This window comes from Desulfogranum japonicum DSM 18378 (genome assembly GCF_000429945.1).
GTDB lineage: Bacteria > Desulfobacterota > Desulfobulbia > Desulfobulbales > Desulfobulbaceae > Desulfogranum > Desulfogranum japonicum.
The window spans coordinates 43,873-57,000 of the sequence record NZ_KE386997.1 but is presented as its reverse complement, the minus strand read 5'-3'; the positions used below and the strand labels follow the sequence as shown (position 1 = coordinate 57,000).

Annotated in this window: 9 protein-coding genes; 4 read left to right on the top strand and 5 right to left on the bottom strand. The window is 45.4% G+C overall.

The window, feature by feature from the left end; genetic code table 11:
* Nucleotides 1–44: 44 nt before the first annotated feature.
* A complete protein-coding gene (gene hcp / locus G493_RS0126110) occupies nt 45–1,673 on the bottom strand; it encodes a hydroxylamine reductase (RefSeq protein WP_028582707.1) in 1,629 nt (542 codons plus the stop codon).
* Nucleotides 1,674–1,800: 127 nt separating this feature from the next.
* Between hcp and G493_RS0126105 the strand changes: the two genes are divergently transcribed.
* Nucleotides 1,801–2,466, top strand: coding sequence for a Crp/Fnr family transcriptional regulator (locus tag G493_RS0126105; protein ID WP_028582706.1), 666 nt, complete (start codon nt 1,801–1,803; stop codon nt 2,464–2,466).
* Nucleotides 2,467–2,496: 30 nt separating this feature from the next.
* Here the strand turns inward: G493_RS0126105 and G493_RS0126100 are convergent, their stop codons facing one another.
* From G493_RS0126100 to G493_RS0126080, 4 genes are all read right to left on the bottom strand, one after another.
* Nucleotides 2,497–2,832: a PilZ domain-containing protein gene (locus G493_RS0126100; protein ID WP_028582705.1), complete on the bottom strand. Its 336-nt coding sequence runs from the start codon at nt 2,830–2,832 to the stop codon at nt 2,497–2,499.
* 225 nt (nt 2,833–3,057) lie between these two features.
* Entirely contained in the window at nt 3,058–4,218 is a 1,161-nt protein-coding gene (locus G493_RS0126090) for an MBL fold metallo-hydrolase (RefSeq protein WP_028582703.1), read from the bottom strand.
* A gap of 146 nt (nt 4,219–4,364) precedes the next feature.
* Entirely contained in the window at nt 4,365–5,639 is a 1,275-nt protein-coding gene (locus G493_RS0126085; RefSeq protein ID WP_051310002.1) for an MFS transporter, read from the bottom strand.
* Nucleotides 5,614–9,234, bottom strand: a complete 3,621-nt coding sequence (locus tag G493_RS0126080) for a hydantoinase B/oxoprolinase family protein (protein WP_035276022.1) — start codon at nt 9,232–9,234, stop codon at nt 5,614–5,616. The genes G493_RS0126085 and G493_RS0126080 overlap by 26 nt, the downstream gene beginning before the upstream one ends.
* 463 nt (nt 9,235–9,697) lie before the next feature.
* On the opposite strand from G493_RS0126080, the gene G493_RS32825 reads away from it, so the two are divergent.
* From G493_RS32825 to G493_RS0126065, 3 genes are all read left to right on the top strand, one after another.
* Complete coding sequence (locus G493_RS32825; RefSeq protein WP_161629895.1) at nt 9,698–11,512, top strand: hybrid sensor histidine kinase/response regulator; 1,815 nt, start codon at nt 9,698–9,700, stop codon at nt 11,510–11,512.
* 483 nt (nt 11,513–11,995) lie between these two features.
* Complete coding sequence (locus G493_RS0126070; protein ID WP_028582700.1) at nt 11,996–12,499, top strand: YecA family protein; 504 nt, start codon at nt 11,996–11,998, stop codon at nt 12,497–12,499.
* 21 nt (nt 12,500–12,520) lie between these two features.
* Nucleotides 12,521–12,913 carry a VanZ family protein gene (locus tag G493_RS0126065; protein WP_051309997.1) on the top strand — a complete coding sequence of 131 codons (393 nt, stop codon included), beginning with the start codon at nt 12,521–12,523 and terminating at the stop codon, nt 12,911–12,913.
* Nucleotides 12,914–13,128 lie beyond the last annotated feature (215 nt).

The window sequence follows — 13,128 nt, the reverse complement described above, 5'->3', positions numbered from 1 at the left end:
TGTGGAGCTAGAACGAGGGAACATTTTTTCATAGACAGGTTGTTTTATCCGAGTATAGCCTTCAGGTCTTCTTCTGGTGTCGTTATTGGTTTGATTTCAAAGGTATCTATCAGAAACTGTAGAACTGCCGGTGACACAAATGCAGGCAGGGAAGGCCCCAGACGGATATCTTTAATACCGAGATAAAGTAGGGTCAGCAGGATTGCCACAGCTTTCTGTTCATACCATGAAAGAACCATGGACAGTGGGAGATCGTTGACATCGCAGTCAAAGGCTTTGGATAAAGCTACTGCAATCTGAATGGCCGAATAGGCATCGTTACACTGGCCCACATCGAGCAGTCGCGGTAAATCACCGATGCTGCCAAGGTTTTTGTCAAAGAAACGAAATTTGCCGCAGGCAAGGGTGAGAACAACACAGTCATCGGGTACCTGTTCGACAAATTTGGTGAAATAGTCTCTGCCCGGCTTGGCGCCGTCACAACCGCCGACAAGGAAAAAATGTCTGAGAGCCTTTGATTGTACCGCTTCTATAACTTTGTCGGCAACGCCCAGTACCGTATTGCGCCCAAAACCAACCAGAACTGAGCCACTGTCCACTTCATCTGTAAATCCTTCCATTGCCAACGCCATATCCACAACAGCACTGTAATCTTTATCTGCAATATGTTTCACGCCAGGCCATCCAACAAGGCCGTTGGTGAAGACACGATCCATGTAGGATTCAGCGGGTTTCTGGATGCAGTTGGTGGTAAACAGAATCGGTCCGGGAAAATGTGGAAATTCTTTTTGCTGATTTTGCCACGCTGTCCCGTAATGGCCGTAAAAATGGTCATATTTTTTCAGTTCCGGGTATGCGTGACAGGGGAGCATTTCTCCATGGGTGTAGATGTCGATTCCTTTTCCCTGGGTCTGCTGAAGCAGCAGTTCCAGATCATGAAGATCATGCCCGGTTATAAGAATACACTTCCCTTTACGATGGCCAAGGGGAACAGAAGTCGGTACAGGATGTCCGTAGGTTCCGGTGTTGGCGGCATCCAGTAATTCCATGGCACGCAGATTGATTTCTCCTGCTTTCATTGCCACTGGTACACACTGTTCAATGGTCAACCCTTTGGCCATGAGGGCACAAAGCGCTTCATAACAGAATTCGGCCACAGCAGGATCTTTCTGGCCTAAAATGGCCGCATGATCTGCATAGGCAGCGATTCCTTTCACACCATAGAGCAAGGTTTGTTTTAAGGAGCGAATATTTTCATCACTGTCCAGCTGTTCGATAAAGTGCAGCTCTGCACCTTGTGATGCCATACCGTCTTCTGTGTCTGCGGGGATAAAGGACGCCTGTGGTTGCTCAAAGTCAGTGTTGCCACCTGCCGCAGCGACACTCGCTTTCATTGTTTCACGGAGCTCCACTGTTCTGTTTATCAACATGCGAAAACGATTCGGATCAAAATCTACATTGGTCAGGGTAGAAAAGATAGCTTCGTAGGTGAACAGATCAATGTCTTCATCAATGATATTATGCTTTCTGCCTTCTTTTGCATAAAGAGCAAGACCTTGCAAAGCATATATGAGCAGATCCTGCAGATCGGAAACATTTTCTTTTTTACCGCAAACACCCATGACGTTGCAGCCTGTGCCTTTAGCCGTTTGTTCACATTGATTACAGAACATAATTTGAATCTCCTTGTGTGTGCGTTTTTTATCGCGTGAGATAAGGTTGCTTTGTAGTATGTCTGTAGCGTACACTATCTATGGTATCATTCTTTGATGTAGATCAAAAAAACAAACTTTTTTAAAAATAGTGAAAAAAGAAGAATTTCTGGCTCAAAGTTTTTTATTTCAAGGGCTCGAGAAAGAGCAACTGCAACTGGTAGCTGGCATCGCTGTTACAAAGAGATATGGTCGTGGGCAAACTATTTTTTTGGAAGGTGATCCAGGGATTGGCTTCTATATGGTGGCCTCGGGAAAAGTAAAAATCTATAAGATGAGTCAGGACGGGAAAGAACAGATACTACACGTTTTTGGCCCAGGCGAACCGTTTGGAGAAGTCCCTGTGTTTCACGGTGCTCCATTTCCAGCGTCGGCTACCGCCCTGGTGACTACAGAGACACTGTTTTTTCCCCGTAATGAGTTTGTTGAATTGGTGACCTCTAATACCTCTTTAGCCCTTGGCATGCTTGCTATGCTCTCTCTCAGGCTTCGTCGGTTTGCCACACAGGTTGAACATCTCTCATTAAAAGATGTTCCGGCGCGACTGGTAGCTCATTTATTGTACTTAAGCGAAGAGCAGAAGCGAAAAGACAAAGTAGAACTAGAAATACCTAAAGGACAGCTGGCCAGTCTGCTGGGCACTTCACCTGAAACCCTGTCGCGTATTTTTGCCCGACTGAAAGAAGATGGATTGATCAGGGTGGAGGGGAAAACAATTTACCTGCTTGATCTGCAGTTACTCCAGGAGGTATAGACGGCTGCGATCTTGGAGTGATAGAGCCTCTCAGGTTTGTTCTTGGGCGGAGTTAAGATTGACGAGATTGATGATGTGGGTGTAACTATCCGCGTCCAGATGGGTAATGGTAATAGCCAGCCCGTTTTCGTCATGCCGACAGACCTTACCGTCAACGATAAAGTGCATTTTTGAAGTAGAACCCCGCAGGTCAATCTCCACTGAGCAGCTGGTATGTATTGGGATGGATTTGTCGGTTTTGAGGTAGAGTCCGGTCAAACTGATATTTTTTGTTTCTACTTCTGCTGGAAATGATTCGTTGTTGGCCAGGTGAACCTGGGCTGCAGTTTCAAAGGTGATTCGTTGTGCTTTTCTACGCTCATTCATGGGATGTCTTTATGATAAAATGGTTGGCATGCTACTGTCTGCTTGTAGACTGTACCAGAAAGAATACGGCAGTGTATCATACTTTGTCTTGGAGAGCACCTGCGAAGTGGCGCATAATCTGGATTGTATAAGTAGTCCCGGAAAAGGAACCGGGCATGAAGCAGTGGGTATTATTGCAACTGCCCGGGAATATAATAAAAATACATATGTGTGGAGTGGCCGGTTCTATTCTTTTTGCTCCTGACTTTTTGCATACATGCTTGCAGCACATTCATTCTTACCAAGATCCAATTCTTCCTGTTTTTCATCATCTGGTTGTTCAAGGTTTGCATTTACCAGGCGAATAGTTGTGTATTCTTCCGGCTGAGGACGAATGTTGTCCTTGATGAAGGTGATGAAATCCTCCAGGTTGTCAAGATCATAGATATTTTTATTTCTTGCCAGTACCTGGCCAAGCGGCAGGGTAAACAAGAGGTCTGAATTCGCTTCCTCCCACTCCATATAATGCCCAGGTAGAACTTGAAGTGTTTCAGGTAACTGTTTGACTTTCTGGATTGAATCGTATAGCATGCCCGACCATTCTTCTGCTTTTCCACCCAAGTCTGGACGTCCCACAGAGTTGATAAAAATCATATCTCCGGAAATAATATATTTCTCATCAATTATATAGCAGGTTGAGCCTGGCGTGTGGCCAGGGGTGAAGAGTACTCGCACTATATCTTTTCCCTGGCTGAAAGAGAAAGTTTGTCCATCTGTGAGTTTTGTGTAGGGATTTTTAGAGCCGGCAAAATCACCTTCATTGGCATAAAAGGTTGCACCTGTCGCCTTGGTTATATCACGACTGCCAGCTATATAGTCTGCCTGTAAATGGGTTTCAAAGGTTTTGACAATGGAACACCCGTGTTCCTTGGCCAGGTTCATGTAAAAATCTATATCTCTGGATGGGTCAAAAACCATCATTTCCTGACCAGACAAAAGAGCATAACTGCAGGACGCCTTTCCAGGACGAATGCATTGGTACAAGGTGTAGGAATCGTTTTTTTCAAGCAATTTAGGCACAAGTAAATTGCCCCACGACTTGATGCCACCGGCCAAGTAACCAACATCGGCAAACCCATGCTTTTCGAGTATTTCAGCAACATATTTGGCAGAGCCTTCTTTTGCGCAGACTATACGTATCCTGGCATTTCTGGGGACACGGGCAACGGATTCCTCCTCTATTTCCATGAAGTCATAATAGGAAACATTGAGCATGGTAAAAGGGTAAGGACTTTCTACTTGAAACCTGTTGAAATCTTTATCATTTCGTACATCAAGTACGGTGATGTCTTCTTTGTCTGTCAACCACTGAAACAACTCTTTGGCCTGATACATAAAAATTGCCATTGGTTTTATCTCCTTGCATGCTGTTGGTTGGTAACGCTGCGAACAGGTATCTCTTGTGCATTATCCTCTCAGACTATTCTTTTCATAAATTATAACAGCTTTTAAGAACAAAACCCAATTGAATAAATTTGTTATGCTACCCTCTGTTACGCAATACGTGTACTTGTTTTTGGCAGCATAAAGCAACCGATTGCAGCCGCAGCCGTCATGACAGCTGCCAGCAGGTAGGCGTTGGAGAATGTCCCGGTTATTTCCGCCATAACTCCAAAAAGGTAAGGCCCCAACCCCTGGCCCAGAGCAAAGATCAGTGTGACTGTACTGAACATGGATACTGCGTGGATTGGCCCGGCGTAATCGCCACACAGAGCTACAATTATTGAAGGGACTGCCCAGGCTACTATGCCAAAACAGAAGATGGAGAAATAAAGAAAAACAGGGGACGCAGATATACCAACAAGTGCATAGGAAAAGGTTTGGAGGATGAATATGACGGCAAGGGTCGCCCTTCTGCTGAAACGATCAGAACAATAACCTGAAACGGGACCGGATGCGAGGCTGAGGATTCCAACCCATGACCAGAAATTTCCTGCTGTAATCTGGGACATGGCAAACTGTTCCACCATGGTAGTCACAATAAATGTGGCGTAACTTACAAAGGTAAAGCCAAAGACAAAGTAGAGTAGCCCCGTATGCAATGTGAGAGGCAGGGTAGGGCGGTTTTTAAATGTTTGCGAGGGGTACGTGTCGCTTTCAGTTTGGTCGCCTACAGGCAGCAGGTGCTTTTCCTGGGGAGAGTTTCTGAGAAACAAGAGGCAGAGGGCACCCACAAACAGAATGATGGCGGCCAGAACAATCCAACTCAGTCTCCAGTGAAGGGTGGTCATGCTATTAAGTATGGGGATGACCTGGCCGGAAAAGACAATGGCGACGCCGTTACCTGTTACTATGAACCCGGCAGCTCTTCCTCTATTTGTTGGTGCAAACCAGCCTGCGATGAGCGACATGATGGCGATATTAGCCCAGGCACCGCCCACACCGGTGAACCAGTAAAGAAAGGCCAGGATAATCCAATTTTGAGCGCATGCCACAAATATCATTGAAATACCTGTCAAGACGAGACCACAGGATGCTATGTAACGTGCTCCAAAACGGCGCACTAACTTGGCAGAGAAAAGGATTCCAATAAAATAGCCAATGAAGTTTGCAGTGGAAATCGTCCCCATCTGTTCATAGTTGAGGTGTAAAGAGTCAGCCATGGCAGGGAGCAGCATTCCCAAGGCAAAACGACCCAGTCCAAGTCCAGAGAAAATGCCGGCTGCACCCAGTAGTACTATGACCCAGCCATAATGTATTGTGTTACGTGTCAATGTGATCTCAGGAGTACAGTTTTGGGAATCAGGAGTTTGCATCTGGTGGCCCATAACCACCCCCTCCAGGTGTTTCCAGGATAAAAACATCTCCTGGACGCATGGTTGCTTCATCATTGCCATGCAATTGTTCAAAGGTACCATCGACACGGATAATATAATTGTTCCCGCAGAGCCCGTCGCCGCCTCCTGCAAGGCCAAATGGCGCTGTTTTACGGTGCGAGGAGAGCACCGTTGCCGTCATGGATTCCAGAAAGCGTATTTTTCTTACAACTCCGTCTCCACCGGCAAAGTGACCAGGACCACCTGAGTGACGCCGGATGGAAAATTCTTCCACCAGTACGGGAAAACGATGTTCAATTACCTCTGGATCTGTCATGCGAGTGTTGGTCATGTGACTGTGCACCGCACTTGTACCAGGGTGATCTGGGCCAGCTCCTGTGCCGCCACAGATGGTTTCGTAGTTCTGATAATGCTCATTACCATAAAGGAAGTTGTTCATGGTACCCTGTGAAGAAGCCAGTATGCCGAGTGCTGCAAAAAGTGTATCGGTCACTGCCTGCGAAACTTCAGTATTTCCGGAAATAACGGCAGCAGGATAGACAGGGCTGATCATCGAGCCTTTGGGTATGCGTATGTCCAGAGGTTTCAGACAGCCAGCATTTAAAGGAATATCATCGTTAACCAGAGTGCGGAATACATATAAAACTGCTGCTCTGCAGACAGATTCCGGAGCATTGTAGTTACCTTTATGCTGGGGTGAGGTGCCGTTGAAATCGATGACAGCGGAACGTTTCTTGTGGTCGACCTTGATGCTCACTTTAATTTTACTGCCATCATCCATGGGGTAGGTGAAAGAGCAATCCTTCAGTGTAGTTACGGCACATCGAACAGCTTCTTCAGCATTGTCCTGTACATGAGCCATATAGGCCTTTACTACCTCAAGGCCAAAATGGTCTACCATTTTCTGCAGCTCCTGAACACCTGTTTCATTGGCAGCAATCTGGGCAGCAAGGTCAGCCATGTTCTGATCTATATTACGACAGGGAAATGGGCCGGAAGCAAGCAAGGTACGGGTTTCACGATCCCGAAGGCGTCCGCGTTTAACCAGGAGCCAGTTTTCTATGAGAACACCCTCCTGTTCTATATGGGTGCTGTCTGGTGGGGAGGAGCCAGGGGTACGACCACCTATATCCGCATGATGTCCGCGAGAACCAAGATAAAAAAGGATGTCTCTGCCTTTACTGTCAAAGAACGGTGTAATGACAGTGACGTCTGGCAGGTGTGAACCTCCGTTGTAAGGATCATTGAGCATATATACGTCACCCGGTTCAATAACACCGGAGTTGGCCTGAATAACGGCCTTGATGGATTCTCCCATGGAGCCGAGGTGAACAGGGATATGCGGCGCATTGGCAACCAGGTTGCCTGCAGCATCGAACAGGGCACAGGAGAAATCCAGACGTTCTTTGATATTAACCGAGTAAGCTGTATTGGCAAGTGTGGCACCCATCTGCTCGGCTATGGACATGAAAAGATTGTTGAATACCTCAAGCATTACAGGGTCCACATTTTGTGTACCGATGGCTTCTTTCACAGGTCTTGGCAGATACCTGGTCATTATCAGGTGATTTCTGCCGTTAATCTCGGCTTTCCAGCCCTCTTCAACAACAATGGTTCCAGTGGTTTCAATCAGTATCGCAGGCCCTTTTATTGCTTGGCCGGGGAGAAATTGATCTCTGTTGTAGAGGAACGTGTGGTGATATTTTCCGTTGGTGTACATGCGCACCTGTTCAAGAGGGACAGGAGATCCGAAACTTTCCTTGACCTCTATATCCTGGAGATGTTCGGCCTTGCCAATAGCTTCAACGGAAACAGCCTCGATCACTAGTTCTCTGTCCAGGGGAACATAGCCGAATCGTTGCTGATGAAGATGTTCAAATTGTCTCTGCATGGTGTCTGGTGGTGCCTGGTCAATGAGGAGGGAGGTGTCCGTTCCTTTGTAACGTAGATGAATTTTACAGGTAATGCTGATATCAGAGCCGGCAACCCCCTGCTTATGTACCTCTTCATAGACCTCCTTCTGTAAGGGTGGCAGTATTTTGGCTAAATGTGAAGAAAGGTTCGGCGTGATTAAATCCAGTTCCACCTGTTGTTCACGCATGGCACTGACATCTGCCAGGCCCATGCCATAAGCGGAAAGTACCCCGGCGTAGGGATGAAGAAATACCTGTGTCATCCCCAAAGCGTCGGCGACCTGGCAAGCGTGTTGTCCTCCTGCCCCCCCGAAACAGTTGAGTGTATACTCGGTAACATCGTATCCACGTTGAACAGAGATTGTTTTTATGGCATGGGCCATATTTTCCACAGCAATGCGGAGAAACCCCTCGGCTACTGCTTCAGGAGATGCAGGTTTGCTGTCTGATTCCTGTTCAATACGTTGTGTCAGCAGTTCGAATTGCTTGATTACTGTCTTTTTATCCAGAGGTTGGTTTGCATGAGGCCCAAAAACGGCAGGAAAGTGATGGGGCTGTATTTTGCCAAGCATTACATTGCAGTCGGTCACTGTTAACGGTCCGCCTTTTCTGTAGCATGCGGGCCCCGGCTCCGCCCCGGCTGATTCCGGACCCACTCGATATCTGGCGCCATCAAAATGAAGAATAGACCCTCCTCCTGCTGCTACCGTATGTATATACATCATAGGAGCACGCATGCGTATACCGGCTACCATAGTTTCAAAGCTTCGTTCAAATTCTCCATCGTAATGGGCTACATCCGTCGATGTTCCACCCATATCAAAGCCGATAAGTTTGTGAAAACTGCTCATTTCACCAGTACGTACCATGCCCACTACACCTCCTGCCGGACCGGAGAGTATTGCATCCTTGCCTCGAAAAATACTGGCATCTGTCAATCCGCCATTTGATTGCATAAACATCAGGTTGGTGGAATCTGTATCAATCTCTTTGCTGACCTGATCAACATAGTTTCTAAGTATGGGCGAAAGGTAGGCATCTACAACAGTTGTATCGCCTCGCGAAACAAGCTTCATCAGAGGGCTGACCTCATGACTGGCTGAAATTTGGGTGTAGCCTATTTCATAAGCAAGTTCAAATATGCGGGATTCATGGTCATGGAACTGATAACCGTGCATGAGGCATATAGCCACCGAACGAATTCCCCTGTGGTAATGATGTTGCAATTGTGGGCGCAGTTTTTCCAGGTGTAATGGGGTGAGAACATTACCCGAGGCATCTACGCGTTCTTCAGCTTCAATGACTGCTTCATAAAGTAATTCTGGCAAGAGTATGTGGCGGGCAAACAGGTCAGGCCTGTTCTGATACCCTATACGTAGGGCATCCTTGAACCCTTTTGTGATAATCAGCAGCGTGCGTGATCCTTTACGCTCCAGCAGGGCATTGGTAGCAACTGTTGTGCCCATTTTTACAGATGAAACCAGTTCTGCAGGAATGGATTTATCCCGGGCAAGCCCCATGATTTTTTTTATTCCTGCTATGGCGGCGTCTTCATATTGCTCGGGATTTTCAGATAAGAGTTTGCAAGTGCTGAGTGATGAATCCGGGTGTTTGGCAACAATATCAGTGAAAGTTCCACCCCGATCAATCCAGAACTGGTATTTGGATCCCATGGTGTTAACCGGTAAAAAATATATTGATATGAAAGAGTTATGAGTAAATTGCGGTGTGAAATATAATAACAGGCAAGTTACCGTATCGTGGCGTTTTATTCGAGAAGATTATCTTTACTTTTTAAAGAGCCCCATGCTTTTTTTTGACATCGTCCCCAATCACCCTATAGAATGTGGTAGAGTGTGTTGCCCCGATGGCTACGACACTCTTTAGAGCATTGCCTCGAATTCAAGAAGATACGCTGCCCGGAAGCAGCCCACCAATTTTTATTTCTTACGTCATTTTTTGATTGTGCATCTTTTTTCAGGGAAAATAAACATTTCATATCTTTTCTTTTTGGTTTGTATGGTGGTGTTAGGCCCTTTTCAAGGTCAAAGTCACGCAACCTGTAACAATATGGGCCAATATATGTGTCTACCGAGCTTCTCTCTGGCAGTGGCAGAGGTTCAAAGGAGTGAAGTGGTGCAATCCTCCTCTGCCCGGATATCAGTGTCCGGGGCAGTACACAGGCAACATCTTGAAAATATTTTCTCCCAGGAAAATTTTTTTGTTGTTTCAGGGCTGATTACAGTCCTGTTTCTCATTTTATTGCTTGTGTATTTGAATCACAGAAAAAAGCTGGTCATTCTTAATACCACAGAAGAGCTCCTGATCGCCGAAGCCAGATATCGTCATCTTTTCGAGCAGTCTCCCATTTCTCTCTGGGAAGAAGATCTTTCAGAAGTTCGCCAATATTTAGACCAACTTGCTCGTCAGGGTGTCACTGATTTTCACAGATATTTCACAACGCATCCTAATTTACTTCGTCTGTGTGCTGAAAAAATCCGTATTGTTGAAGTCAATGCCCGAACTTTGGATCTGTATGAAACCGATTCAGTTGATGACTTGCGAAGATTGTCTCATTTTTTACCTGAAGAGTCTGAGTGGATAGTCAAGGAAGAGTTGGTAGAGCTTTTACAGCATGGGAAATTTGAAATTACAGTGATGAACCGCACCTTCGGTGGGCGTGAACTAACTATTGAGTTACGTGCAGTAGTTGCCGAGGGATATGAGCATACCTGGAAGAAAGTGTATGTCTCAGTGGTCGACATAACTGAACAGACCAAGCTGAAGAAAGAGAAGGAACAGTACGAAAAACAGCTTCAGCAAACCCAGAAACTCGAAGCTATCGGAAGTTTGGCTGGCGGTATTGCCCATGATTTTAATAATATTCTCAGCCCGATAATGGGAAGGGCTGAGCTGATGCTCATTGAGTCAAAAGGCAATCCTGTTATGCGTGAACATTGCCAGACAATTCTGGAGGCGTCAAAAAGGGCAAGGGATCTGATCAAACAGATACTGGCATTCAGTCGTGAGGTCGACCAGGAAATCAAACCTGTATATCTGTCCAATGTGTTGCGGGACATTATTCAATTGGTGCGGCCAACCCTACCGACTACTATTGCTTTGGAAATAGACATCCAGGATGATCTCTCTCCTGTTATGGCCGATGTAACGCAGCTGCACCAGGTAGTTATGAATTTAGTCACCAATGCTTTTCATGCCATGGAAGAAAAAGGGGGAACCCTTGCTTTTGTTTTACGCGAAAAAATACTGAAATATCAGGACCTCAGTGAGTACACTCTTTCTCCTGGGCGATACCTGCAGTTGCAGATTAGTGATACTGGGCATGGTATGGATGAAGAGACGCTGGGAAAAATATTTAATCCATATTTTTCTACAAAAGCCAGGGATAAGGGAACAGGCCTGGGGCTTGCAGTTGTTCATGGTATATTAAGAAGTTATGGGGGAGATATCCATGTGCAGAGTACGGTGGATAAAGGAACAATGTTTACTGTATATCTTCCGGTAGTGGATATCTGTGAGCAGAATGAAGTTCAATCGCCCAGGCAGAAGCAAACCCCAATGGGGAATGGCGAACACATTCTCCTGGTTGATGATGAGACTGCCATTGCTGAAGTAACCGGAGATATGCTAACGCGGTTAGGTTATAAGGTTACAGTAAGGGTATCCAGTGTCGAGGCATTGGAAGCATTTCGAAATTTGTCCAGTCAAATTGATCTGGTCATCACTGATCTTACCATGCCTCAGATGACGGGTTTGCAATTGTATTCCAAAATAAAGAAAATCAGTCCAAGCGTACGCGTCATTATTTGTACAGGGTTTAGTGAACAGCTGGATCACCGTAAATCAGTCGCTATCGGCGTGGACGCCTACCTTAACAAACCTGTGCTCATGGAAGATCTTGCTTATGCCGTTCATTCTGTATTGCAATAGCTGAGTCGGGAGCCACGCATGTGCTGTAATATGTATCTGTGAAAAATATAGACTTGGTGAAATGTTTCATAACTTTTGAAAATATTGTGTTATGCAATTGATCATGGGGAAACGGTATTTTTGGTGGGAATGAAATGTCGCGATAAGAGACGAGATAGCGTCTCACCAAAAATGACGATTTTTTACTCTGGTTTAGGTACGCGCAAACTTAGTGGAATGCGATAAATTTTACCGCAGCCATAGAGTCGATCTCGGAGTCTACGTTTTCTTGAGAAAAAAATATTGAGCATAAAGCAACATTGAGCAGGTAAGAAAGGAACGAGACTTCGAAAAAGCCATTTATGAGCAGACAGAGAAGAGGAATGGAAATGTCATTGCAGCATTGCTGGGAACATATTATCTTCTCCCGGTAATAATCGCAGAGTTTATGTTAACTTACTAAAAACACATTGATTTGTTTTCGCATAATAGAAGGTCTCACATATGGGAAAAATAGGAAGGAACCAACCCTGTCCTTGTGGATCAGGAAAAAAATATAAACATTGTTGCCGCACCGTAAAACAGGTTGAACAGCAAATAACTGAAAAGCAGGACGGCCAGGTAACCCTGACCTATGCAATCGAACAGATTCAACGGGCCGCAGTCTCTCATAAAGAGGACTTTTTTGAGCTTGGTGTCTTTATATTTTTCAGTAATGGCAATGGAGATGCATGGTTGCTGGAAGTGAGTGAGTCCGATGCCATTCAACTTGCTCGTGATGGTGAACTTCTTGAAGTGCCTATTGAGGAAACTCCGGAAACCATTGAGGTCAATTGGAGTCATACCTTTGCCATTGAGAATAAGCAGCTTTGTCTTACATCCTATGAGGATAAAAACCGATACCCGCTTGATAATGTTCCGACCCAAAGAATATCAGCTGCCATTCGACGTATGAAAAAACGCTTTTCACCTGAACTGCTTGAGCAGGTGCACATCAGTCAGCCATAAGTCTGACAGGAGTTTTGTATCTTGTCCATTCGTTTCGATCTTATCAAAACGCCCCCTATGATGATTATTATGGGGGTGATTTTTTTTCTTTCTCATCAAACCGGTGATACCATTCACCTGCCGTCCATTCCAGGTGTAGACAAACTGCTCCACGCAATAGCATACACGGTTTTGGGATTGTCTTACGCGTTTGCTTTTCCAGATATTCATTGGTCTGATAAACCTCGAAAGATCCAATGTACAGTTATACTCTTGTGTCTCCTTTATGGTATCAGCGATGAATTACATCAAGCTTTTGTCCCTGGCCGAATGGTCTCTGGCGCAGATTTGGTTGCAGATGCATTCGGTGGTATTGTCGCTGCATCTGTCTATCCGTTTCTGTACACTAAAATTCGACGGATAATCTATAAATAGTATTTTGAGATTTAGTATATTCTCCTGCTTGGGCCATCCTAAATAGTCTAAACGGTATATCTTTATTTTTCTTATATTTTTTAAGTCTCCAGCACCAGGGCAGATAGATCGTTTATCATGTATGATACTGGCATGTTTTAGTCAGTTGTTGCAGAAATCATGGGGCATCATTCGTACAGATCCATATGTAAACTTCTTTCATTTTTGTATCTTAC